22 protein-coding genes are annotated in these 24,174 nt (G+C 71.5%); 6 read left to right on the forward strand and 16 right to left on the reverse strand.

The genetic code is table 11. From position 1 onward, the window contains the following. Nucleotides 1-70: 70 nt before the first annotated feature. From ABZ406_RS01420 to ABZ406_RS01450, 7 genes are all read right to left on the reverse strand, one after another. The gene (locus tag ABZ406_RS01420) at nucleotides 71-1,243 is read right to left on the reverse strand and encodes a glycosyltransferase family 4 protein (protein WP_357755081.1); all 1,173 of its coding nucleotides are present in this window, start codon (nucleotides 1,241-1,243) and stop codon (nucleotides 71-73) included. Next, the gene (locus tag ABZ406_RS01425; protein ID WP_357755083.1) at nucleotides 1,240-2,070 is read right to left on the reverse strand and encodes a glycosyltransferase family 2 protein; all 831 of its coding nucleotides are present in this window, start codon (nucleotides 2,068-2,070) and stop codon (nucleotides 1,240-1,242) included. The genes ABZ406_RS01420 and ABZ406_RS01425 overlap by 4 nt, the downstream gene beginning before the upstream one ends. Beyond that, nucleotides 2,067-3,218: a glycosyltransferase family 4 protein gene (locus tag ABZ406_RS01430; RefSeq protein ID WP_357755086.1), complete on the reverse strand. Its 1,152-nt coding sequence runs from the start codon at nucleotides 3,216-3,218 to the stop codon at nucleotides 2,067-2,069. The genes ABZ406_RS01425 and ABZ406_RS01430 overlap by 4 nt, the downstream gene beginning before the upstream one ends. Then, nucleotides 3,218-4,327: a polysaccharide pyruvyl transferase family protein gene (locus tag ABZ406_RS01435; RefSeq protein WP_357755087.1), complete on the reverse strand. Its 1,110-nt coding sequence runs from the start codon at nucleotides 4,325-4,327 to the stop codon at nucleotides 3,218-3,220. The genes ABZ406_RS01430 and ABZ406_RS01435 overlap by 1 nt, the downstream gene beginning before the upstream one ends. Further along, nucleotides 4,324-5,763 (reverse strand): hypothetical protein, encoded by a 1,440-nt coding sequence (locus ABZ406_RS01440; RefSeq protein WP_357755089.1) that lies wholly within the window; start codon nucleotides 5,761-5,763, stop codon nucleotides 4,324-4,326. The genes ABZ406_RS01435 and ABZ406_RS01440 overlap by 4 nt, the downstream gene beginning before the upstream one ends. Continuing rightward, nucleotides 5,750-7,327, reverse strand: coding sequence for an O-antigen ligase family protein (locus tag ABZ406_RS01445; protein WP_357755092.1), 1,578 nt, complete (start codon nucleotides 7,325-7,327; stop codon nucleotides 5,750-5,752). The genes ABZ406_RS01440 and ABZ406_RS01445 overlap by 14 nt, the downstream gene beginning before the upstream one ends. 91 nt (nucleotides 7,328-7,418) lie before the next feature. Then, nucleotides 7,419-8,774 (reverse strand): hypothetical protein, encoded by a 1,356-nt coding sequence (locus tag ABZ406_RS01450; RefSeq protein ID WP_357755094.1) that lies wholly within the window; start codon nucleotides 8,772-8,774, stop codon nucleotides 7,419-7,421. A 129-nt stretch (nucleotides 8,775-8,903) separates the two neighbouring features. Between ABZ406_RS01450 and ABZ406_RS01455 the strand changes: the two genes are divergently transcribed. The 6 genes from ABZ406_RS01455 to hutH all read left to right on the forward strand — a co-directional run bounded on the left by ABZ406_RS01455 (nucleotide 8,904) and on the right by hutH (nucleotide 16,994). Further along, nucleotides 8,904-9,755, forward strand: a complete 852-nt coding sequence (locus ABZ406_RS01455; RefSeq protein WP_357755097.1) for a MurR/RpiR family transcriptional regulator — start codon at nucleotides 8,904-8,906, stop codon at nucleotides 9,753-9,755. Nucleotides 9,756-9,772: 17 nt separating this feature from the next. Beyond that, complete coding sequence (gene hutU / locus ABZ406_RS01460; protein ID WP_357755099.1) at nucleotides 9,773-11,449, forward strand: urocanate hydratase; 1,677 nt, start codon at nucleotides 9,773-9,775, stop codon at nucleotides 11,447-11,449. Then, the gene (locus ABZ406_RS01465; RefSeq protein ID WP_357755101.1) at nucleotides 11,446-12,648 is read left to right on the forward strand and encodes an allantoate amidohydrolase; all 1,203 of its coding nucleotides are present in this window, start codon (nucleotides 11,446-11,448) and stop codon (nucleotides 12,646-12,648) included. Before hutU ends, ABZ406_RS01465 begins: the two co-directional genes overlap by 4 nt. Before the next feature lie 265 nt (nucleotides 12,649-12,913). Further along, on the forward strand, nucleotides 12,914-14,275 hold the full coding sequence (locus ABZ406_RS01470; protein WP_357755103.1) for a formimidoylglutamate deiminase: 1,362 nt from the start codon (nucleotides 12,914-12,916) through the stop codon (nucleotides 14,273-14,275). Continuing rightward, entirely contained in the window at nucleotides 14,272-15,459 is a 1,188-nt protein-coding gene (gene hutI / locus ABZ406_RS01475; protein WP_357755106.1) for an imidazolonepropionase, read from the forward strand. Before ABZ406_RS01470 ends, hutI begins: the two co-directional genes overlap by 4 nt. Beyond that, nucleotides 15,456-16,994 carry a histidine ammonia-lyase gene (gene hutH, locus ABZ406_RS01480; protein WP_357755109.1) on the forward strand — a complete coding sequence of 513 codons (1,539 nt, stop codon included), beginning with the start codon at nucleotides 15,456-15,458 and terminating at the stop codon, nucleotides 16,992-16,994. Before hutI ends, hutH begins: the two co-directional genes overlap by 4 nt. Nucleotides 16,995-17,088: 94 nt before the next feature. On the opposite strand, the gene rdgB is transcribed toward hutH, so the two are convergent. The 9 genes from rdgB to ABZ406_RS01525 all read right to left on the reverse strand — a co-directional run bounded on the left by rdgB (nucleotide 17,089) and on the right by ABZ406_RS01525 (nucleotide 23,988). Beyond that, entirely contained in the window at nucleotides 17,089-17,706 is a 618-nt protein-coding gene (gene rdgB / locus ABZ406_RS01485) for an RdgB/HAM1 family non-canonical purine NTP pyrophosphatase (RefSeq protein WP_357755111.1), read from the reverse strand. Then, a complete protein-coding gene (gene rph / locus ABZ406_RS01490; RefSeq protein WP_357755113.1) occupies nucleotides 17,703-18,431 on the reverse strand; it encodes a ribonuclease PH in 729 nt (242 codons plus the stop codon). The genes rdgB and rph overlap by 4 nt, the downstream gene beginning before the upstream one ends. Before the next feature lie 154 nt (nucleotides 18,432-18,585). Continuing rightward, nucleotides 18,586-19,329: an MBL fold metallo-hydrolase gene (locus ABZ406_RS01495; protein WP_357755116.1), complete on the reverse strand. Its 744-nt coding sequence runs from the start codon at nucleotides 19,327-19,329 to the stop codon at nucleotides 18,586-18,588. Nucleotides 19,330-19,552: 223 nt separating this feature from the next. Next, the gene (locus ABZ406_RS01500; RefSeq protein ID WP_357755118.1) at nucleotides 19,553-20,518 is read right to left on the reverse strand and encodes a cysteine synthase; all 966 of its coding nucleotides are present in this window, start codon (nucleotides 20,516-20,518) and stop codon (nucleotides 19,553-19,555) included. Between the two features lie 11 nt (nucleotides 20,519-20,529). Further along, nucleotides 20,530-20,898 carry a MoaD/ThiS family protein gene (locus tag ABZ406_RS01505; protein WP_357755121.1) on the reverse strand — a complete coding sequence of 123 codons (369 nt, stop codon included), beginning with the start codon at nucleotides 20,896-20,898 and terminating at the stop codon, nucleotides 20,530-20,532. Nucleotides 20,899-20,963: 65 nt separating this feature from the next. Beyond that, the gene (locus ABZ406_RS01510; protein WP_357755124.1) at nucleotides 20,964-21,452 is read right to left on the reverse strand and encodes a M67 family metallopeptidase; all 489 of its coding nucleotides are present in this window, start codon (nucleotides 21,450-21,452) and stop codon (nucleotides 20,964-20,966) included. 52 nt (nucleotides 21,453-21,504) lie between these two features. Continuing rightward, nucleotides 21,505-22,005, reverse strand: a complete 501-nt coding sequence (locus ABZ406_RS01515) for a DUF2017 domain-containing protein (RefSeq protein ID WP_357755127.1) — start codon at nucleotides 22,003-22,005, stop codon at nucleotides 21,505-21,507. Beyond that, nucleotides 22,002-22,292, reverse strand: a complete 291-nt coding sequence (clpS, locus tag ABZ406_RS01520; RefSeq protein WP_030331276.1) for an ATP-dependent Clp protease adapter ClpS — start codon at nucleotides 22,290-22,292, stop codon at nucleotides 22,002-22,004. Before clpS ends, ABZ406_RS01515 begins: the two co-directional genes overlap by 4 nt. A gap of 148 nt (nucleotides 22,293-22,440) precedes the next feature. Continuing rightward, nucleotides 22,441-23,988 carry a hypothetical protein gene (locus ABZ406_RS01525; protein WP_357755130.1) on the reverse strand — a complete coding sequence of 516 codons (1,548 nt, stop codon included), beginning with the start codon at nucleotides 23,986-23,988 and terminating at the stop codon, nucleotides 22,441-22,443. Nucleotides 23,989-24,174: the final 186 nt, after the last annotated feature.

The following is a 24,174-nucleotide window of genomic DNA, read 5'->3' on the forward strand; positions in this document are numbered from 1 at the left end:
ACGCGACAAACCCCGAAGGGGCCGTCGAGACAATCGTCTCGGCGGCCCCTTCGCCATCCGGGCTGGTGCGTCAGCGATGCGGTCCGGCGTCCACCCCTGACCGCCGCGAGAGCGAGGCGTAGGCCGCCTGCAACTGCTGACGGACCGCCGCCGAGCTGTGGTGCGCCACTACCCACTCCCGGCCGTTGACGGCCATCCGCTCGGCGGTCTCCGGTGCGGACAACAACGCCGCGACCTTGGCGATCCAGCCGGCGCTGTCGTCGGCGACGCTCACGTGCACGCCGTCCCGCACACCGGCGCGGTCGGCCACCATGCTCGTCGTCACGCTCGGCACTCCGGCGGACATGGCCTGGATGAGCTTCAGCTGCACCCCGGTGCCCCGGAAGATCGGCGCGATGGCCACCGCCGCGTCCGAGTAGTAGGGCTCGACCGCTGGCGCGTTGGCGTGCAGCTCGATGCCGTTTCCGACGAGCGCCTGGACCGCCTTCGGCGGGTCCGTGCCGACGATCCGCAGCCGGGCGTCCGGCACCACGTCACGAATGCCCTGCCAGCACTCGCGCACGAACCACATGAGGCCGTTGACGTTCGCCTCGTAGCTGAGGCGACCGACGAACAGGACCGTCGGTGCGATCGGACCCTGCTGCCGCTGGACGGAGAAGTCGCAGGGGCTGCGGACCAGGTAGGTGTTGGGTCGCTCCTGGCCGGGCAGGGACGGCGCCGAGAGCATCAGCGGCACCCCCTTGCGGACCAGTTCGTCCTCCCGCGCCCGCATCCGGCTGCCCTCCACCCGACCCAACGCCCGCCAGGCGAGGTTGGGCCCGTGCGAGGCCAACTGCTCGTAGTACTCGCTGCGGAACTCGTCCAGGTCGACGATGACCGGCGTGTCGCCGCAGGCCTCGACCAGGTGGACGGTGCGGAAGACGTTGAGGTGCACCACGTCCGGCTGGAACTCGTCCAACTGCTGCCGCAGGGCGTCGGTGAGCGCCTTCGGGCTCGCGTACCCCGTCTGCAACGAGGCCCCGGTGCCCAGCGCACGCGCGGAGCGCAGCATGGAACCGGCGCGCGGGTTGGGGACGAGGGTGCGCTCCTTGACCGGCAGTTGGTCGGCCAGCTGCACCTCCTTGTCGTCGTGCGTCAGCGCGAGGAAGCGGACATCGTGTTCGGCGGCGAGCATCTCCAGGATCACCAGGCTTCGCGGACGAACCGACGCCGGGATCCAGGGTGCTACGAACAAAATCTTCAAATCGGCAGCCTCCTTAGGGCGGACGCGAGGAGTCGCTGTGCTCGCGTGCCGTGCTTCGCGAAATAGACCTGCATGCCGGCCCGGTACAGGTTGTTCTTGCCGACCGCAGCGGTACTGGTGCTCTCCTTGTGCTCGGCGACGCTCGTCCCGATCGACTTCACACTCCAGCCCCCGGCCCAGAGCCGGGCGCAGAGGTCAACGTCCTCGAAGTAGAGGAAGAAGTCGCTGTCGAACCCACCGACGGCCCGGAAGGCGTCCCCTCGGACGAGCATGCAGAAGCCCGACACCCAGGCGGCCTCGCGTACCTGACCGGTGGGCTCGACGTCGAGGTAGTCGAGCATCGCGAACTTCTTGCGCAGCGGCCCCGCCTGCGCCAACGACCGCTTGACGCCGCTGGGCACGAGCTCGTCGACGCGGAGGGCGGCCAGCCACTCCTTGGCCATGCTCGGCGTGGGGCCCGCCGAGATCCCGAAGCTCCCGTCGGGGTACCGCATCAGCGGCGCGGCCACCCCCAACGTCGGGTCGGCCCGCACTGCCTCGGCGAGGTGCGCGAAGGACTCGGCGGTGATGTGGCAGTCGGGGTTGAGCAGGAAGTAGGCGTCCGCGTCGGGGATGGTCTCCGCCGCGGCGTTGATGGCCTTGCCGAAGCCGACGTTCGGCAGCGAGATGACCTGGTACCCGAAGGACTTGGCCACCTCGACGCTGTCGTCGGTGGAGGAGTTGTCCACCACCACGACATGTTCGATCGGCAGGGCAGCCAGGCAGCCCAGGCTGAGGGGAAGCTCCTTGGCCGAGTTGTAGGAGACGATGATGGCTGCGATCTTCACTGTCGACCCGCAATCGCGTAGGCGTCGAGGTACGAGCGGACCGTGTCGTCCCACCGGAACGTCCGCTCGATGTGGGCGCGAGCGTTCCGACCACGCTGCGCGGCGTCCTGCGGTGACTCGACAGCGGCCCGCACGGCAGCCGCGATCTCGTCCGCGCTCGACGCGACGAACAGCATCGAGGCGTCCCCCCGGACCGATTCGGCCGGCCCGCTGGACGTGATGACCGGGCAGCCCAGGGCCATGGCGTGCGCCACCTTCATCAGCACACCGCCGCCCACGATCGACGGCACGACGACGGCGTGGGCGCCGAGCATCTCCGACTGGAAGTCGGGCACCGCCCCGGTCACCACCACCCGGCTGTCGTTCTCGCCGAGACCGACCACGTCGGCTGTGGGATCGGCCCCGACGATCCTGAGCTCGGCGTCCGGCAGGCTCTGCCACACGATCGGCATCACCTCCCGGGCGAGAAGCTCGGCGACGAGGACGTTCGCCCGTCGCCACATCGCCCCGGCGAACACCAGCCGGGGCCTGCTGGTCACCGGCGGCGGCGACCAGGACCGCTCCCCGACGTGGATGCCGGGCCGGGCGAGGACGGTGTTGGGGTTGTACTCCTTGGCCACCGCGAAGTCGGCGTCGGACAGGGTGATGACGGCGGCGGCCTGCCGGATCGCCGCCCGCTCGAACCGTCGGGTCCGCACCAGCTCGGCGAGACGGTACGGCCGTTCCAGGCCGGACGACGCCCGGTACGACTCCCGCATGACCTTCTCGGTGATGTCGTGCAGGCCCAGCACCGAGGACCGGCTGAGCCCGACGACCTCGGCGGACTGCAGGTACTCCGCGTGCACCACGTCGGGCTGGATCCGGCGGATCAGCTCGGCAGCCTCCTGGGTGGCCTCCCGTGGCCACGCCTGGCGCAGCCAGGCCGGTTCGACCCGGAGACGGTCCAGGTGACTCGGACGTGCGACGACGTTCGACGGCAGCAACGTGTACTTCAGGTCGTCAGGCTCGGTCGCCTCGGTGTTTCCCGGCGAGTACACGAAGAGGTCGACCTGTTCGGCCAGCCGCGGCGTGAGCTGCACGATCGTGTCGGCGGCGGCATGGTTGTGCGTGCCGTTCGGCGCGAACGGGGTGAGCAGCAGGACGCGCATCAGCCCAGCCGCTTCAGCAGAGTCGTGACGAATCCCTGCGCGACGCGGCCCTGGGCCGCGACCCGGCCGGCGGCCTCCCGGAACTCGTCGGTCGCCGCGGCGGCCTGGGTGGCCTTCCGGTACAGCGTGTCGGCGTCGACGTCCGGCGGCACCACGTACTCGCTGAGCCCCAGATCGACGAAGGCGTCCTGGACCTTCCGCTCGTAGGCGATGGCCACCGTGGGAACGCCGATCGCCACGGCCAGGAGCGCCGCGTGCAGGCGGGTGCCGAGGACGAGCTGATTCGTCGACAGCGCCTGCAACCAGGTGCGGAGCGCCCCGGCGAGTGGTTGACTGCCGTCCAGCGGGGTCTGGTCCAGGGCCAGCAGGTCGCGGAACGCCCGCTCGTAGATGACCCGGTCGTCCTCGCCGTGCGCTCCCCGGCCGAAGGCCATCGGAAGGAAGGTGCCCGACCATCCCTCCTGGCGCAGGCGGGCGGCACAACCGGAGGTCGCCGCCAGCAGTGGGCCCTCCAACTCCGGCGCGAGCGGCCGCATGGACAGCGCGAAGCGCCGACCGGGGCCGACCGGCTCCAACTCGGGCAGCGGCAGGGTGTACGCCATGTCGCCGATGACCTCGGCGCTGGAGCCGAAGTGCGACGCGGTCCGCTCGTCGCGCACACCGACGCCGACGCAGGCGGCGCCGATGACCCGGAGCAGTTGACGACCGAACGGGGTTCCGCCCTCGCGGACGCCGACGCCCACAGTGGCGACGGGCGTTCCGGCAATCTTGGCCATCGCGATGATCCGGGCGAACATCGGCAGCGTGCCGGGCCAGGACAGGTTCGGCGAACGCTCCTGGAAGACCGTGCCGGGGCCGAGGAGCAGCAGATCACACGACTTGATCGACCGTTGGACCGCGACCTGGCGCTCCGAGGCGCCACGAGCCCGCAGCACCGGCATGTTCTCCGTGTCCACGCCGTGCAGTTCGGCGACCCGGTCCGGGTTGGGGCAGAAGACCACGAAGGTCGCGTTCTCCTTGACCGCCCGGACGCAGGTAATGAGCGAGTGGAGGAGGATCTCGTCTCCGAGATTGTCCGATCCGAACCACCCGACTATTCCGACCCTCACATGTCCTCCGTCGTCGCGGCCTGCAGGTGACCTGCGGCCCTCCGTTGAGCCAACAATTTGGCGGTAGCCAGCACGAGAATGACGCCGCCCAGGATGAAGGACGCCAGGGCGGGCTCCAGGACGGCCAGCAGTACGGCGAGCCCGCCGACCGCCGCCGCCACGATCACGACCGAGATCACGACCGGACGTACCAGTTCCTTTATCCGCAGGAACCAGAGCAGTGACCCGGCCACGACCAGTTCGTTCAGCACCATCGCCGTGGCGGATCCGAAGGCGCCGTACGTGCCGTCGAGTGCGACGTTCAGCCCGACGCTGCCACAGATGCTCAACGCCAGCACGATCAGCCGGCTGGAGGCGCGGCCCTGGGAGAGCAGAATGGCGGACAGGCCGAAGTTGCCGAATCGTAGAACGAGGAAGAAGGTGAGCACCATGGCCAGCGTCGGGATGTTTCCGGCGTGGTCGCCGAACAACACAGCCGTCCCGATCGGGATGCCGATGAACATGACGCCGGCGGCGGCCTGGCCCGCGAGCCCGAAGAACCGGAAGATCGTGAGCGGATCGTTCGCCTGGGCGGCCCCGGATGCCCGCCGTGGCGCGGCGTAGGCGAGCGCGCCGACGCCCATGGACGCCGCGACCTGGACCACCGGTCCGACGATCGCCGCCGCCGACACGTACTCGCCGACCTCTGCGGCGGCGACGAAGAACGCCAGGACGAACACGTCGCCGCGGAAGTAGAAGAGACCGAAGAGGTCGGCGGCGAAGTAGGGCAGGGCCTGCCGGACGTGCTGGAAGGCACGGATGCCCCGGGAGTCACGCAGCGCCGGCAGGATGCGCACGATGAGGAACGCGGCAGCGGACCGGAGGACGGCCGCTATCGACATGTAGACGGCGGCGTCGCCGAGGGTGAGCCCGTCCAGCAGCCACACGTCGACGGCGCAAGCGCCGACCAGCAGGAGGCCCGCGGACACGTTCGTGAGCGGCTCCGCCCAGGCCGAGGGCGTGCCTCGGATGAGGACCCACGCCGTCTCGTTCCACTGCTCGAGCAGGCTGGCCACGAAGATCAGGAAGAAGGCGAACTGCGCCTCCGGGGGGAGGACCGCACCGATCAGGGGGTACGCGACGGCGGCGGCCACCGTCAACGCGGCGAAGCGCCCACAGTGGATCCGCGCGACCACCGGCGGAGACACGGTTCCGGCGGCTGCCTCCCTGGTCAGGTAGGTCGGCAGGCCGAGGGAGAGCGCGGCGGCGGTGAACGACGCGATGAGGGTGGCGAGACCGTAGAAGCCGACCGCCTCGGTGCCGGCGCCCCTGGTCAGGAACGCCATCACCACCAGGGTGGTGGATCGGGTGGCCAGGGTGGAGATGCCCAGCAGGCCCGACACGATGGTCAGGGACGGTCGCCGTCGCTCCGGCGTGGTGACCTCAGTCGCGACCATGACCACTCGCCATCCGTGCGTGTCGCGACCGGGCGTAGAAGTAGCCGGCGACCAGCGCGAACATCAGGAAGTACGGTCCTTGCATCAGTCCCCATCCCGTCATGCCGATCAGGACGAGACCCGGCAGTGCGCTTACCAGAACCCGGGGGGCCAGTTCGGAGGTCCGTACCCGGAACACGGAGTGGATGGCGGTCGTCGCGGCCATCGCGAACGGCAGCCAGAGCAGCAGCGCACCGACGATGCCCAGCTCCGCGGCGCTGAGCAACAGCACGTTGTGCACTGGCACGCCGCTGGCGGTGAGCGGATCGGAGGCGCCGGCGACGGCCACGTAGCTGTTGGGGCCCACCCCGGCCCACGGGTGGTCCCGGATCACGTCGAAGGCGACCTGGAGCAGGTGCTGGCGGTCGCCTCCCTCGGGGTCGGCCGTGAACCGCTTGATCAGCCACGGCACCGACAGCAGGCCGAGCAGGCCGGTGATCCCGAGGACGACGAAGTACTTCTTCTGCCAGCGCCCGGTCACGAACTCGAGCACCACCAGGATGAGGATCATGGAGACCACGGCGGCGAGGACCGAACGGCTCTGGGTGAGGGAGACGCCGAGGAAGACGGCGCCGAGTGTCGTCCAGGCCACCCACCGTTGCCGCACCGTCTTCTGCGGCAGGGTCAACGCGCACATCCCGCAGAAGAACATCAGCTTCGCCAACTCGCCGGGATGGCTGGTCAGGCCGGTGGCGCGGCCGAGCACGTCGAGCGCCTGCTGGCCGGCGATGCGGCGCAGCGGGAAACCGATGACCGCCATCATGATCGCGAAGAGCTGCAACCACGCCACCGCCGCGAACGCCCACAGCAGGACGGATTTTCTCCGGTCGGCCCGTTCGGCGCTGACTCCGATGGCGAACACGATCGCCACCAGGCTGAAGTGCACGAGGCCGCTCACGGTGCGCAGGGACGAGTCCCAGGCGAACACGGCGAACAGGAGCATCCAGCCGAGGAACGGCACCCACGGGAAGAGGGCGCCGGTGAGTTGGCGCCGCGTCTGGATGCCGATCACGACCAGGGCCGCCACGATGGCGATCGTGTACGTGTACAACATCGGCGTGCCGGTGGCCACGCCGCTGTAGATCACCACCTCGGACGGGGCGAGGGCGATCGGCGCCAGACCGAGCGACGCCACGAGCACTGCCAACACGGCGACGATGCGGTGGTCCGGATCGGTTCGCAGGCCCTCGACGAGTGCCCGGCCGGCCGCTGTCAGTTGCGTGAGCACGCCCGGGGCCCGATGGCGGCCCGACGAGTGCGGCCCGGACGCCTCGTCGGCGATGCCAGCGGCCGGGCCTACGGGGTCGGCGGGCGGCGCGGCGGGCGGGCCCGCAGCCGGGGCAGCGGTGGGGCCGACCCGTCGCTGGGCCAGCACCTCGGCCGGGTTGAGCCGTGTCGTCGGGGCCTGGCTCGGATCATCCTGCGGATGACCATCGCCGACGCCGGGCAACATGACGATCTCCGTCTCGGCGTTGGCCAACCAGTCACCGCCGGGGCTGCGCTGGTCATGCGGGGGTCTGCTCACGCCTTACGGCCTGACTTTCGGGTAAGCGGGAAACTGGTTCGCCGGCACCGTTGATACGTCTTCTCGACTGCCGAAACGGCTGACATGTCGGTCAGAAGCGCGCGTTGTCGCGCACGGAGTTGACCACCCGACGAATGTCATTCATATAGGCAGGTGGGCCGGTCATCCGCAGCACCAACTGGCGGTCGATGGCACCGTCCGGCGAGGAACGCCAGAATGCGACAACAACAATGGCGTACCTTTCGGCGCCGTTCAGTTTGACGGTCTCGGCCAGGACGACATACTGCCCGGCGCTGCGCCATTGCAGCCCCCACGCCTCCTCGGCCTTGCGCAGTGCGGCCCGTTGCTCCTCTTTGCAATCGCGGCACTCGCGGACGATCAACTCGCCGCCGACCTCCGAGTTGTCAGCGATCGCGGCACCGCAGTTGTACTCGACCTGTCCTTCGCCGCGACTACCGGGGGTGCAGTCCCAATTGGCCGGCGCCCGGAACGTGATGCCCAGGCCGTCCGGGTTGAGGGTGTGGACCGCCGCACTCTCGACGAAGGTCGGCCACCTGGGCCAGTCCCCCGGCCGGGGCGGCTCCAGGCCGGGCTGCTGGGGCGGGCTGGTCGGCAGCGAGGCCGTGGGGCCGGACGTGGCCGTCGCGGTGGGCGCTGGGCTCGCCGTCGTGGGCTCGGACGGCCCGCCGAAGCTGCGCCACGCGACCGCACCCACACCACCGACGAGCACCACCACCAGGGCGGCGATCCCGACCCAGAGCCCGGTACGGCTCTTGCGGGGCGAGGAGGGACGGATCCGCTGCGTCGGCGACCTGAACGGGTCGTGCGGCGGCGCGGCGAGGGTGTCGGGGCCCGGCCCGCTGACCGGGGACGTGTGCGCGGCCGGCGGGGACGAGGTGACCGGCCCCGGCGAGGTGGGTACGCCGGAGACGGAGTGCGGGGCCGCGGAGACCAGCTGACCGGGTATCGGGCCGGACTGCACCGCCCACGGGGCCTGCGGACCACCGGAGACGGGCTGCGGCGGACCCGACACCGGGGGTGCGGACACCGAAGGCGGGGCGGAGAACGCCGGCGGGGCGGACATTGAAGGCGGCGCGGAGAAGACGGGCGGCGCGGACGTCGGTGGGGCCACTGTCGGGGCGGGGGTGTAGTCGACACCGAGGGCCCGGAACAGCTTCTCGGCGCCGGGGCCCGCCTCGGCCGGGTAGGCCACCCAGGGCGCGGCGGCGGAGAAGTCGGCGTACGTGTAGGGCATCGGATTGGCTGACGTGGCCAACAGGTCGGCGGCCGCGGCGAACGCCTCACGCCAGCCGGGTGTGGCGGCCACTGCGGCCTCGAGCACAGCAACTGTGACGAAACGGCCCTGCTCGTCGATCGCGGCCCATGCTTTCCCCACCGGAGACCCGCCCAACGCGTGGGTGTACCTGTAGGGGCCTTCCGGCTGCATGCGCACTCCTCCGTTGAACCGCCGTGCGGATAGTACCGACCGTCGGCCAACCGGGCCTGCCCCGCCCGGGGCGGCTGGCGGTGGCCGGAGCCGCTTGCCAGTGAAAGTTCTCATGCATAGAGTCGGCACATGAATGAAGGAGCTGTCGAGGCACCCGCTGACCGGGTGCTCGACCTGTTCCAAGGGGTACGACTCACCCCCACCCAACGCCGGATCGCGCACTGTCTGGTGCAGCACGCCCCCACCGTGGCGTACCTGTCCGCCGCCGAGGTCGCCGAACTGGCCGGGGTCAGCCAGCCGTCGGTCACCCGGTTCGCCGTCGCGCTCGGCCACGACGGCTATCCGGCACTGCGCCGCCGCCTGCGCGACCTGACCACCGCGACGCCGGGCGGGCCGGCGGACACCGAGAACGAACTCCAGCAGGCGGTACGCGCCGAAATGGACAACCTGGACCGACTGGCCGGTCAGCTCGCCGACCGGGACCGGATCGCCGAGACCGGGCGGCTGCTCGCCGCAAGCCGCCCACTGCCGGTGCTGGGCCTGCGTGCCGCCGCACCACTCGCCGCGTACTTCGCCTACTTCGCGGCCAAGGTGCACCCGGACGTCCGGGTCCTCGACGACGGCGGCAGCCTGCTCACCGACCGCCTGGAGCAGGCCGCCGAGGCCGGGGCGTCCGCCGTGCTGGCCTTCGTGCTGCCCCGCTACCCCCGGGAGACCCTGGACGCGTTGCGCGACGCCCGTCGCGCCGGGTTGACAGTGGTGGCGATCACCGACTCGCCGGTCAGCCCGGCCACCGAGCACGCCGACGTGGTGCTCGCCGCAGCGGTCGGCGCGCAGCTCGTCTTCGACCTGCACACCGCACCGATGACCCTGGCCATGGTGCTGTTGCAGGCGATCTGCGATGCCGCGCCGACCGACACCCAGCGCCGACTGGAGGCGTTCGAAGCCTCCGCGGCCCGCCGACAGTTGTTCCTCGGTTGACCGGAGGAGAACCAGAGATGACCCGACCCATTCGTGCCGCACGGGGCAACCAGCTCACCACCCGCGGGTGGCAGCAGGAGGGCGCCCTGCGGATGTTGATGAACAACCTCGACCCCGAGGTGGCCGAACGCCCCGACGACCTGGTGGTCTACGGCGGCACCGGTAAGGCGGCGCGGGACTGGCCGTCGTACCACGCGTTGGTCCGGACGCTCACCGACCTGCGCGAGGACGAGACGATGCTCGTGCAGTCGGGCCGCCCGGTCGGGGTCATGCGCACCCACGAGTGGGCGCCCCGGGTGCTGTTGGCCAACTCGAACCTGGTCGGTGACTGGGCGAACTGGCCGGAGTTCCGCCGCCTCGAACAGCTCGGCCTGACCATGTACGGGCAGATGACCGCCGGTTCGTGGATCTACATCGGAACGCAGGGCATCCTCCAGGGCACCTACGAGACGTTCGCGGCGGTGGCCGCGAAGATCGCCGACGGCGACGGGCAGGGCGGGAGCACCCTGGCGGGCACGCTGACTCTCACCGCCGGCTGCGGCGGGATGGGCGGCGCGCAGCCACTCGCTGTCACCATGAACGGCGGCGTGTGCCTGATCGTGGACGTGGACCGCACCCGGCTCGACCGTCGGGTGCACGACCGCTATCTGGACGAGGTGGCCGACAACCTGGACGACGCGATCGCTCGGGTCTGCGCGGCGAAGCGGGAACGCCGGGCGCTGAGCGTCGGCGTGGTCGGCAACGCCGCCGAGGTCTTTCCGGACCTGCTGCACCGGGGCGTCGAGATCGACATCGTGACCGACCAGACCAGCGCACACGACCCGCTGGCGTACCTGCCGGTGGGGGTGGAACTGGCCGAGGCCCGGGACTACGCCGCCGCGAAGCCGGCCGAGTTCACCGACCGGGCCCGCGCGTCGATGGCGCAGCACGTCGAGGCGATGGTCGGCTTCCTCGACGCCGGTGCCGAGGTGTTCGACTACGGCAACTCGATCCGGGGTGAGGCGCAGCTCGGCGGCTACCAGCGCGCCTTCGACTTCCCGGGCTTCGTGCCCGCGTACATCCGGCCGTTGTTCTGTGAGGGTCGGGGTCCGTTCCGGTGGGCGGCGCTCTCCGGTGACCCGGCGGACATCGCGGCCACCGACCGCGCCATCCTCGACCTGTTCCCGGAGAACGAGTCGCTTGCCCGTTGGATCAAGCTGGCCGGTGAGCGGGTCGCGTTCCAGGGCCTACCGGCCCGGATCTGCTGGTTGGGCCAGGGCGAACGGGACCGGGCCGGCGTGCGGTTCAACGACATGGTCGCCTCCGGCGAACTCTCCGCCCCGGTGGTGATCGGCCGCGACCACCTGGACACCGGCAGCGTCGCGAGCCCGTACCGGGAGACCGAGGGGATGGCCGACGGCTCCGACGCCATCGCCGACTGGCCGCTGCTCAACGCCCTGGTCAACACGGCCAGCGGCGCGTCCTGGGTGTCGATCCACCACGGCGGCGGCGTGGGCATCGGCAGGTCGATCCACGCCGGGCAGGTGTGCGTGGCAGACGGCACCGCCCTCGCCGGTCAGAAGATCGAACGGGTGCTCACCAACGACCCGGCGATGGGTGTCATCCGGCACGTCGACGCCGGCTACGAGAGCGCCCGCGAGGTCGCCGACCGCCACGGCGTCCGGGTACCCATGACGGAGGGGGACCCTGCGTGAGCGGCGACCTTTCCGCCCGGTTCCGGGCGCTGTGGGACGAGATCGCGCCGGTCGGACGGGACGCCGACAGCGGCGGCTATCTGCGGTACGCGTTGACCGAGCCGGAACGGGAACTGCGCGCCTGGTTCCGTGCGCAGGCCGAGCGCCGTGCCATGCCGGTCACCGAGGACGGCAACGGCAACCTCTTCGCCCACTGGGGTGACCCGGAGGCGTCCGACGCGGTGCTCACCGGCAGCCACTTCGACTCCGTGCCGCACGGCGGGGCGTACGACGGGCCGCTCGGCATCGTCAGCGCGTTCCTCGCCGTCGACGAGCTGCGCGCCGCCGGCGTCACCCCGGACCGGCCGCTGGTTCTCGGTGCCTTCGTCGAGGAGGAGGGGGCGCGCTTCGGCGTACCCTGCCTGGGTTCGCGGCTGCTGACCGGGGCGCTCTCGGCCGAACGCGCGGCCGGCCTGCGCGACGCGGCCGGGGTGAGTTTCGCCGAGGCGCTCGGTGACCGGCCGGCGGGCGCCCGCCCGGAGGTGCTGGGCCGGTTCGGTGCCTTCGTGGAGTTGCACGTCGAGCAGGGCCGCGCGCTCGCCGACACGGACGCGCCGGTAGCGGTGGCGAGCGCGATCTGGCCGCACGGGCGGTGGCGCTTCGACGTCGTCGGCGAGGGCAACCACGCGGGTACCACCCGGATGGCCGACCGGCGTGACCCGATGCTCACCTACGCGTTCGCGGTGCTGGCGGCCAACAAGGAGGCCCGGCTGCGCGGCGCGCACGCCACTGTGGGCCGGGTCGCCGTCGCACCGAACGCCACGAACGCGATCCCGTCGAAGGTGACCGGCTGGCTGGACGCCCGCGCTGCCGACCCGGACACCCTGACCGGGCTTGTCGACGCGGTGCGCGGCAAGCTCGCCGAACGGGCCCGCCGCGACGGTACGACGGTGACGGTCACCGAGGAGTCCGCCACCCCGGTGGTCGCCTTCGACGGCGGGTTGGCCGACCGACTGGCCACGCTTCTCGACGCGCCGGTGCTGCCCACCGGGGCGGGCCACGACGCCGGTGTGCTCGCCGCGTACCTGCCCACCGCGATGCTCTTCGTGCGCAACCCGACTGGCGTCTCGCACTCCCCCGCCGAGACCGCCACCGACGACGACTGCGCCGCCGGGGTTCGGGCGTTGGCCCGGGTGCTGAAGGAGCTGACGTGCAGGTGAACAGGGTGACGGGCCGCTCGCCGGCTGGCCCGAGGCAGCCAGGCTCCCGGGTGCGGCGGCTCCGCCGCAGCGGGGGTCGGCACCTGGTGTCGACGTCCTTTGGAGCTGATGCCGCAAACGAATCACAGCAAAGGCCGAAACCGACGCCGGAACCGACGCCAACGCCAACACCGACACCGACACCGGCACCGGCCTCGGCCTCGGCCTCGGCACCGGCCTCGACGCTGATGTCGCAGACGATTCAGCTCGAAAGGAGGCGAGTGGCATGACCACCACCCGCTGGCTCGCCGAGTACGCCTGGCTGCCCGAGCACGCCGAGCCCACCCCCGACGTGCTGATCGAGGTCGACGACGGCCGGATCACCGCCGTGACGCCGCTGACGCCCGGCAGCAGGCCACCCGCCGGGGTCGAGGTGTACGCCGACGCGGTGCCGCTGCCCGGCCTGACCCTGCCTGGCCTGGCTAACACGCACTCGCACGCGTTCCACCGGGCACTGCGGGGGCGTACCCATGGCGGGCGGGGTGACTTCTGGACCTGGCGGGACCAGATGTACGCCGTCGCCGACCGGTTGGACCCGGACACCTACCTCGCCCTGGCCCGGGCCGTCTATGCCGAGATGGCGCTGGCCGGGATCACCTGCGTCGGCGAGTTCCACTACCTGCACCACCGGCCGGACGGCGGCGCGTACGACGACCCGAACGCGATGGGTGCGGCGCTCGTGGAGGCCGCCGCCCACGCCGGGATCCGGCTCACGGTGCTGGACACCTGCTACCTGACCTCCAGCGTGGACGGTCGACAGCTCGCCGGGCCGCAGCGACGCTTCGGCGACGGTGACGCGGGCCGCTGGGCCGAACGCGCTGCGGCGTTCCAGCCGACGGACCCGCACATCCGGGTCGGCGCGGCGGTGCACTCGGTACGGGCCGTCCCGGCCGACCAGCTACGCACCGTCGCCGACTGGGCCCGCGAGAGGCAGGCACCGCTGCACGTGCACCTGTCCGAGCAACCCGCCGAGAACGACGAGTGCCGGCGAGTGCACGGGCGTACGCCCGCCGCACTGCTCGCCGACCACGGCGTGCTCGGGCCGGGCACCACGGCCGTGCACGCCACCCACCCCACGAGCGCCGACCTGACACTGCTCGGTGACAGCCGGACCGGTGTGTGCCTCTGCCCCACCACCGAACGGGACCTCGCCGACGGCATCGGCCCGGCCCGACCGATGGCCGACGCGGGCATCCGGTTGAGCCTCGGCAGCGACAGCCACGCCGTGATCGACCTGTTCGAGGAGGCCCGGGCGGTGGAGCTGGACGAGCGGCTGCGCACCCGTCGGCGCGGCCACTTCGCGCCGCTCGACCTGCTGGGCGCGGCAAGCGTCGCCGGGCACGCCGCGCTGGGCTGGGCCGACGCCGGGAGGATCGCGGTGGGTGCCCGCGCCGACCTGGTGACGGTACGACTGGACAGCGCCCGCACCGCCGGGGTGCCACCGGTGGGCGCGTTCTTCGCGGCCGGCGCGGCGGACGTCGAGCAGGTGGTGGTGGACGGCCGGCTGGTGGTCGCCGAGGGCCGACACCTGACCGTCGACGTACCGGCCGAACTGTCGGCGTCGATCGAGGCGGTGATCCCCGCATGAGCGGCAGCCTGCTCGTCGACAACATCGGGGAGCTGGTCACGAACGGTGCCGGCGAGGGACCGCTCGGCATCCGCCGCAACGCCGCCGTGCTGGTGGAGGAGGGCCGGGTGGTCTGGGTCGGGCCGTCGGCGTACGCGCCGGCCGCCGACCACCACGTCGACGCCGGTGGGGCGGCAGTGCTTCCCGGTTTCGTGGACAGCCACGCCCACCTGATCTTCGCCGGCGATCGGGCCGCCGAGTTCGCCGCCCGGATGGCCGGTCAGCCCTACACCGGCGGCGGCATCCGGACCACTGTCGGCGCGACCCGGGCCGCCACCGACGACGAGCTGCGGGTCACGGTGCGCCGGCTGCGCGGGGAGGCGCTGCGCCAGGGCACCACGACCATGGAGATCAAGAGTGGGTACGGGCTCACCGTCGCCGACGAGGCCCGCTCCCTGCGGATCGCCGCCGAGACCAGCACCGAGACCACCTTCCTGGGCGCGCACGTGGTGCCCGCCGAGTACGCCGACCGCCCGGACGACTACGTCGGGTTGGTCTGCGGGCCGATGCTTGCCGCCGCCGCTCCGTACGCCAAGTGGATCGACGTGTTCTGCGAACAGGGCGCCTTCGACGTGGACCACGCCCGCGCCATCCTGGCCTGTGGTCAGGCCGCCGGGCTGGGCGTACGACTGCACGCCAACCAGCTCGGCCCCGGCCCCGGGGTGCAACTGGGCGTGGAACTGGACGCGGCAAGCGTCGACCACTGCACCCACCTGAGCGACGCCGACGTGGCAGCGCTCGCCGCCACCGCCCACACCGACGGGTCGGGGACCCGCACTGTGGCGACCCTGCTGCCCGGCGCGGAGTTCTCCACCCGCTCGCCGTACCCCGATGCCCGCCGGCTGCTCGACGCCGGTGTCACAGTGGCGCTGGCGACGGACTGCAACCCCGGCTCGTCGTACACCTCGTCGATGCCGTTCTGCGTGGCCCTCGCGGTCCGCGAGATGCGGATGGCCCCGGCCGAGGCGGTCTGGGCCGCCACCGCCGGTGGGGCGCGGGCTCTGCGCCGCGACGACATCGGTGTCCTCACCCCCGGCGCGCGGGCCGACCTCGTCGTCCTCGACGCGCCCTCGCACCTGCACCTGGCCTACCGGCCCGGTGTCCCACTGATCCGCCAGGTAATACGCAACGGAGTACCGCAATGACGCACGTGACCATCCAGCCCACCGGGATCACCGCCGACGACGTTCTCGCGGTGGCCCGCGGCACCGCCTCTGTCGTCCTCGCGCCGACCACCGTCGACGCGATGGCGACGAGCCGGGCCATCGTGGACGGCATCGAGTCGTCGGGTCGTCCCGTCTACGGGGTCTCCACCGGGTTCGGCGCGTTGGCCAACACCTTCATCGCCCCCGAGCGGCGGGCCGAGCTGCAACACGCGCTGATCCGGTCGCACGCCGCCGGGGTGGGCGCCCCGATGCCGCGGGAGGTGGTCCGGGCCATGATGCTGCTGCGGGTCCGGTCCCTCGCCCTGGGCCGCTCCGGGGTGCGGCCGCTGGTCGCGGAGGCGCTGGTTGACCTGCTCAACCACGACATCACCCCGTGGGTGCCGGAGCACGGCTCGCTGGGCGCCTCCGGCGACCTGGCACCGCTGGCGCACTGCGCGCTGGTGCTGCTCGGCGAGGGTTGGGTGCTCGGCCCGGCTGGTGAGCGGCAGGACGCGGCCGACGCGCTGACCGCCGCCGGGCTCAAGCCGATCGAGCTGGCCGCCAAGGAGGGGCTGGCACTGATCAACGGCACCGACGGCATGCTCGGCATGCTGCTGCTTGCCATCCACGATTCGGCGCACCTGTTCGCCATGGCCGACGTGACGGCAGCGCTGGCCATCGAGGCGATGCTCGGATCGGAGCGGCCGTTCCTGCCCGAGCTGCACGCCATCCGGCCGCACCCGGGTCAGGCGGCGTCCGCGGCGAACATCCACAGGCTGTTGCAGGACTCCCGGGTGATGGACTCGCACCGCGACGACCTGGCGCACGCCGTGCAGGACGCGTACTCGATGCGGTGCGCGCCGCAGGTGGCCGGCGCGGCCCGGGACACCCTGGACTTCGTCCGCACCGTCGCCGGTCGGGAACTGGTGTCCGTTGTGGACAACCCGGTGGTGCTGCCGGACGGCCGGGTCGAGTCGACAGGCAACTTCCACGGGGCACCTCTCGGCTTCGCCGCGGACTTCCTCGCCATCGCCGCCGCCGAGGTGGGCGCGATCGCCGAGCGGCGGGTGGACCGGCTGCTCGACGTCACCCGCTCCCGGGAGCTGCCGGCGTTCCTCTCGCCCGACGCCGGGGTCAACTCCGGGTTGATGATCGCCCAGTACACGGCGGCCGGCATCGTCGCGGAGAACCGTCGGCTGGCGTCCCCCGCCTCGGTGGACTCGCTGCCCACGAGCGGCATGCAGGAGGACCACGTCTCGATGGGCTGGGCTGCGACCAAGAAGCTGCGGACCGTGCTGGACAACCTGACCAGCCTGCTCGCTGTGGAGTTGCTGGCCGGCGTACGCGGCCTTCAGTTGCGCGCCCCGCTGGAGCCGTCCCCGGCCGGCCAGGCGGCCGTCGCCGCGCTCGGTGCGGCAGCCGGCGAGCCCGGCCCGGACGTGTTCCTCGCCCCGGTGATGGAGGCGGCCCGCGCCGTCGTCGCCGGGCCGGAGCTACGCGCCGCCATCGAACGGGAGGTCGGCCCGCTGGGCTGATCTCCGGCGGGTGGCTGCCGTCCGCCGCGGGTCAGGCGGCGGGCGGCAGCACCTCGCGCCCGTCAGTTGGCGGGCGGCAGCACCTTCGCGCCCGTCAGTTGGCGGGCGGCAGCACCTTCGCGACCAGCTTGGCCAGCTCGCGCAGCGCCTTGCCCCGGTGACTGATGGCGTCCTTCTCCGCCGGGGTCAACTCGGCGTTGGTCCGGTCCTGGCCGTCGCCCAGGAAGATCGGGTCGTAGCCGAACCCGCCGTCACCGCGCGGCGCGCGCAGCACCCGACCGGACTGCCGGCCGTCGACGAGGTGCTCCTTGCCGCCGGGCAGCACCAACGCCACGGTGCAGACGAACGAGGCGGCCCGCTGCTCGTCGGGCACGTCGCCGATCTGGTCCAGCACCAACTGAAGGTTGGCCCGGTCGTCGCCGTGCCGGCCGGACCAGCGGGCGCTGAACACCCCCGGCATCCCGTTGAGCGCCTCGACAGCGAGCCCGGAGTCGTCGGCGATGGTGGGCAGCCCACTCTGCCGGCACCCCTCCCGAGCCTTGATCAGCGCGTTCTCACCGAAGGTCAGACCGGTCTCCGGCAGCTCCGCGTACTGCTCGACATCGTCGAGCCCGAGCAGGGCGATCCGGTGCGCGCCGAGCGCGCCGTCCAGGATCCGCTGCAGCTCGACAAGCTTCTTGCGGTTACGGGTGGCGAGCAGGACCTTGTTCATGAGGCGAGTGCCTTCCGCTGAGCTTCGGCCAGGTCGGCGCAACCCGCCACGGCCAGGTCGAGCAGGGCGTCGAGCTGGTCGCGGGCGAACACGCCGGCCTCGCCGGTGCCCTGCACCTCGACGAAGTCGCCGGTGCCGGTGCACACCACGTTCATGTCCACCTCGGCGGCGACGTCCTCCTCGTAACAGAGGTCCAGCCGGGCCTCCCCGGCGACGATCCCCACGCTGACCGCGGACACCGAACGGTGCATCACCTTCTCCGGCTTACCCGACAACGACTTCCGGGCGGCCAGCCAGCCCACCGCGTCGTGCAACGCGACGTACGCGCCGGTGATCGCTGCCGTGCGGGTGCCACCGTCGGCCTGGAGCACGTCACAGTCGAGCACAATCGAGTTCTCGCCGAGCGCCTTGAGGTCGATGCTGGCCCGCAGGCTACGACCGATCAGCCGGGAGATCTCGTGGGTACGGCCACCGACCCGGCCCTTGACGCTCTCCCGGTCGGAGCGGGTGTTGGTGGCCCGGGGCAGCATCGCGTACTCGGCGGTCACCCAGCCGAGCCCGGAGCCCTTGCGCCAGCGGGGCACCCCCTCGGTGACGCTCGCCGTGCAGAGCACCCGGGTGCCACCGAACTCGACGAGCACCGAGCCCTCCGGATGGGTGCTCCAGCCTCGGGTCACTGTCACCGGTCGGAGTTGAGAGGGCCCTCGCCCGTCAGGTCGCGCCATCCCTGCACCCTATGCGGTGCGGCTGCGCACCTCGCCCGGGGTGCCCCGGAGAACGTCCGCGCCGTGCACACCGAGGAATCCGTCGACCGCCGCCGGCCAGCCGAACTCCTGGGCCAGTACACCGCCACAACCGTCCGGTGGACGACGCGGTGCGTCAGACGTCGTAGCTGGCGCCGGGTCGGACCACCTCGAGTGGCCCGGTGTACGCGGAGGCGGCCGATTCCAGTGTGTGCGCCTCACTGCCCCAGGCGGCCACCAGGTGGGTGAGCAGCAACCGGCCCACAGCGGCCTTGGTCGCCGCCTCACCGGCCTCCCGACCGGTCAGGTGCAGATCCGGCGGGTTGTCCACACCGTCGAGGTAACTGGCCTCGCAAAGGAACACGTCGGCGTTCTGGGCCAGCCGCAGCAACGCGTCACACGGGGCGGTGTCGGACGAGTAGCACAGCGAACGCCCGTCGTGCTCCAGCCGCACGCCGTACGTCTCCACCGGGTGGTTGACCCGGTCGACGGTGACCGTGAACGGGCCGATCGGGAACGTGCCCGGCTGGAGCGAGTAGAACTGGTACACGTCCTCCACCGAACCGTCGTCGCCGTACGCGGCGCTGAGCCGGTCCGGCGCGCCGGCGGGCGCGTACACGGGCAGCGCCGGGTACGGGCCGTCCGGGGCGTACCGGCGCACCACCACGTACAGCACGGCGTCGAACATGTGGTCGCAGTGCAGGTGGGTCAACAGGATCGCGTCCGGGGCGTGCAGCCCCGCGTAGCGCTGGAGGCTGGACAGCGACCCCGAACCGAAGTCGACCAGGAGCCGAAAACCGTCGGCCTCGACGAGGTAGGCGGAGCAGGGGGATTCGGGGCCAGGAAAACTGCCGGCGCTTCCCAGGACTGTCAGTCGCATCGAGTGGTCTCGCTGTCACTATCAGTAGCAGCCGTGCCGGTGACAGTCCCGGCCATGATCTCTACCGACGCGTGCGCCACGCTGCGCAGCCTACGCTGGCGCACCCGGCAGCAAGAATGATCCAACGGAAGTTGTCACGAACGTGACACCTGCTCGCGGTACCTCGGGCAGCAGACGGGCCGCCGACAAATGTCGACGGCCCGTAGTCGGCAGACCAGATCGGTCAGGCCCAGAGCTGCCCCTCCAGGGCGTCCTCGGCATCGGCGAGCGTGCCGCCGTACGCGCCGGTGGACAGGTACTTCCAGCCGCCGTCGCACACCACGAACGCCACATCGGCACGCCGGCCGTCGCGCACCGCCTCGTGCGCCACGGCCAACGCCGCGTGCAGGATGGCGCCCGTGGAGAACCCGGCGAAGATGCCCTCCACGTCCACCAGTTGACGGGTGCGCAACACCGCGTCGCGGGTGCCGACCGAGAACCGGCGGGAGAGCACCGACGCGTCGTACAGCTCCGGAACGTAGCCCTCGTCGATGTTGCGCAGGCCGTAGACCACCTCGCCGTACCGCGGCTCGGCGGCCACCACCTGGATGCCCTCGACCTTTTCCCGCAGGTAGCGGCCGGTGCCCATCAGGGTGCCAGTGGTGCCCAGACCGGCCACGAAGTGCGTGATGCTGGGCAGGTCGTGCAGCAGCTCCGGCCCGGTCGTCTCGTAGTGCGCCCGTGCGTTCGCCTCGTTGCCGTACTGGTAGAGCATCACCCAGTCGGGGTGCTCGACGGCAATCTGCTTGGCGGTGGCGACCGCCTGGTTGGAACCGCCCGCCGCCGGCGAGAAGATGATCTCGGCACCGTACATCCGGAGCATCTGGACCCGTTCGGTGGAGACGTTCTCCGGCATCACGCAGACCAACCGGTAACCGCGCAGCTTGGCCACCATCGCCAACGATATGCCGGTGTTGCCACTCGTCGGCTCGAGGATGGTGTCACCAGTGCGGAGCCGGCCGGACTCCTCCGCCGCGCGCACCATGAACAGCGCCGCGCGGTCCTTGATGCTGCCGGTCGGGTTGCGGTCCTCCAGCTTGGCCCAGAGCCGCACCGGAGGGGCCCCGTCGGGCACCGTCGGGGACAGTCGAGGCAGGCCGACGAGCGGCGTGCCCCCACAGGCGTCGAGCAGACTGTCGTACCGCGCCATGGCGGCCGACCTCAGCGAGCCGCTACGGCGTCGCGGGCCTCCGCGGCGGCGTTGTGCAGGCTGATGCTGTGCGAGCTGATCGCCGCGGCGGCGGCGAAGCCGAACGCACCGCCGGCCACGGCTGGCAGGATGGTGACGCTGTCACCGTCGGAGAGCTTCGCGTCCAACGCGCCGAGGAAGCGGACGTCCTCGTCGTTGACGTAGACGTTGACGAAGCGGTGCAGCGTGCCCGCGTCGGTGATCAGCCGGCCACGCAGACCACCGTGCCGGGAATCCAGGTCGGTGAGCAGCTCGGCGAGCGTGTCGCCGCTGCCGTCGACGACCTTCGCGCCGCCGGTGTAGCTGCGCAGGATGGTGGGGATGCGAACCTCGATAGCCATGATGTCGAACTCCTCGATCGGGTGTGCCTACGGTGACGGGACGAGACGGCTGCGGCGCTGACAGGTCAGCGGCCGGAACACTCGTAATCGACCGTCGCCGGGCTCTGCCCGAACATGTAGGACTGGACGGCGTGCGGGTCGACCCCGGCCTCCACGACGCGGACCGGCTCCTCGGTGACCACGCCGTCGACGATCCGGAACGACCGGATCTCCTCGGAGTCGGGCTCCCGGGTCGAGACGAGCAGGTAGTGGGCCCCCGGCTCGCCGGCGAAGGCGACATCGGTCCGCGACGGGTACGCCTCGGTGGCGGTGTGCGAGTGGTAGATGACGACGGGCTCCTCGTCCCGGTCGTCCATCTCCCGCCACACGCGCAGGTGCTCCATCGAGTCGAACTCGTAGAAGGTCATCGACCGCGCCGCATTGTCCATCGGGATGTGCCGGGTCGGGGTGTCGCCGCCGATGGGACCGGCGACCACGCCGCACGCCTCATCGGGGTGATCCCGGCGCGCGTGGGCGACGATCGCGTCGATGATCGACCGGTCGATGCTCAGCACGTGCACCAGCCTAACGCCTGCCGGGCACGTGCCGAAGTGGTGCCGGTCACGCCTAGTCGATCAAGGCGTTGAGCAGCGACTCCTGTAGATACCCGAGATAGGCGTAGACCGAAAGCTGGAACACCCGGCTGGACCCCGGGTCCTCGGCGACCGCGTCGTCCAACTCCTCGCCCAGATCCGTGCCGTCCTTGATCTCCAGCCGGACGCCCATCGCGAGACGGGCGTCGTTGATCGCCCGCAACCACGCCTCGGCGGCCTCGGCGTCCAGCCGCACCTCGCCACCGGCGTCGTCAGGCAACGCGGCCAGGATCGCCCCCGCCTGATCGATCTTCGCGGTCTTCAGGTCGCCCTCGGTGTAGCGGCGGAACTCGGCGGTGCCCGGGGCGTCCTGCGGGTAGACCGCCGGAAAGAGCCTGCCGACGACCGGGTCGGTGTGGTCGAAGCCGTCGGTGAGCAGACCCACCACCTCGGAGGCGACCTTGCGCAGCACCCGCACCTCGTCGACGGCGAACACGGCGACGTAGCGGCCGGCCTGGCGATGGAACATGCTCATGATCTGTCCACCGTCGCCCACAGCCCGTACGCGTGCAACTGCGACGCGTCGTGCTCCATCCGCTCCCGGGCGCCGGTGGAGACCACGGCGCGGCCCTTGTGGTGCACGTCCAGCATCAGCTGTTCGGCCCTCTCCCGGCTGTAGCCGAAAAGCTTCTGGAAAACCCAGGTCACGTACGTCATCAGGTTGACCGGGTCGTCCCACACGATCGTCACCCACTGCCGGTCGGACGCCGGCACCTCGTCAGTGTCCGGCGTCTCGACCGGTACAACCTGCGGAGCCGCCATGCCCCCCATCGTGCCACCGGTTTCCCGGAACCGAGGAACCGGAACGCCGGCCCGGCGCGGATCACCCACCCCCGGCACTCCCGACCCGCCCCGGACGCCATCGGAAGCGGGGTCCGGGCCGGACCCGGACCAACCGGTGGGCGCGCCCTCAGGCGAGCAGAGTGCCGTGATCGAGTGCATCGGAGAGCACCACGCCCAGCGAGAGGCGGATCACCTCGAACCGTCGGGAGATCTCCCTGGACAATCCCAACTCGACCTCACGCACCGCCCGTTGGGACCAGGCCCGCGCCGCGCTCTGGTCGGCGTTGCCGGGCGTACGCCACTGCTGCCAGCAGCCGCCGGAGAGCGCCACCGCGACCGGCGGGAGCACCTCGTCGCGGGACGCCGTCGGATAGCTGGCGGCGGCGTCGATCGCCTCCGAGCCGGTCAAGTCGGTCACACCTGCCGCACTGGTGATCAAGAGCACCTTGTCCAATTCGTGGCCGGGCCGGTGATCGGCCAGTCCGTACCGCACGGCCCGGGCGATCCGGCGGTGCACGCCCTCCGCCGGCGGCACGCCGAGCACCTGGGTCGCGGCGTCGGTCAGAATGCCGTGCACCGCCTGGTCGCACTGTGCGGTCGCCAACAGCGACAACGCCGCCATCTCCCGGTCGAGGTGATCCGGTAGGCCGGCACAGCCGACTCCGAACACGATCTCCTGAACGGCCCGCAGGTGGATGTTCGCCAACTCCAGGGCGAGATGTTGACGGATCCGCTGAGCACACGAGCGGGTACGCCGGTCGAGCCGTTCGGCCCAGTTACCGGGATCGGCGGCCACGGCGACCCGATCCTGATGGCCCGGCAGGACCGGGTCGACGCTGGCCCGCTGCAACCCCTCCCGCGACGCCCAGCCCACCAGCGCCCGCCGTAGGTCGGCGGCGGTGTCGGCGTCGTCGACCGGGAACCACCGCGCACCGGCGAGCGCCGGCACCGCGGCCAGGAGCGCGGCCCGATGTGCCTCCACCGTCACCGCCACCGCGTCCACCTCGGTCCCCGCACCACCGACCGGCGGGACGGACGCCCCCGCGTCCTCCGTAGTCGCCGTGCCGTCGGCCAGCGGAGCCCAGCCCGCCGCGCCGGGGGTGACCGCGAAGACGACCTCCACCGGGGTCGGGGCGACCTCGGCGAGCAGGTTCAACTCGGCGGCGGTGAAAGCCTGGTCGGCGGCGATCACGAAGAGCAGCGCGCCGGCTCGACCCGCTGCTTCGAGCAGCACCCGGGTGCCGGACACGCCGAGGGTTGCGGTGTCCGGGACGTCGATGAGCGTGAAGTGCCGCAGCAGCGGCTCGGGAACGGTCAGCTCGACACGCCGGGGCGGGCGGGCCAGTGCCGGACCGGCGGCGTCACGGTCAGCGCCGTACGAGTGCGGCTGACGGTAGCCGGGCACGAACGCCGCCCGGGTGGGAACCTTGGCGTCGCGTACGACCAGCCAACTGCCGGCCGGCACTGTGAGCATGACCGGGTCGAGCCCGAGCACTGTGGCGAGCACGGCCCGCCGTTCGGCACCGGCCGGACCGACGGCGACCACACCGAGCGGCTCGTCCGGGGCTGCGCCGGACACTCCGACCTGGGCGGGGAGGGGACCGCAGGTGGGTAGGTCGGTGGGGCCGGTCATGTCGTCCGGCGAGTCGACCGAGGGGAGAGGGCCCTGCTTCATCAGGTGCCTCCCAATGCAGGTGACCGAAGGTCCGGTCGCGAAAGTTCCGGTACAAGAACCTGGATGTCGGAAGACTACGGGCGGGCCGGCAACCGAGCGGAACATCTCGGGTACTCACCGGTAATTGTGCGATTACTCAACTTCGCACGGTGACGGTGCGGGCGCGGGGGGATTCCGGTCGATATG

Origin of the sequence: Micromonospora sp. NPDC005710 (assembly GCF_040630995.1) — a bacterium.
GTDB lineage: Bacteria > Actinomycetota > Actinomycetes > Mycobacteriales > Micromonosporaceae > Micromonospora.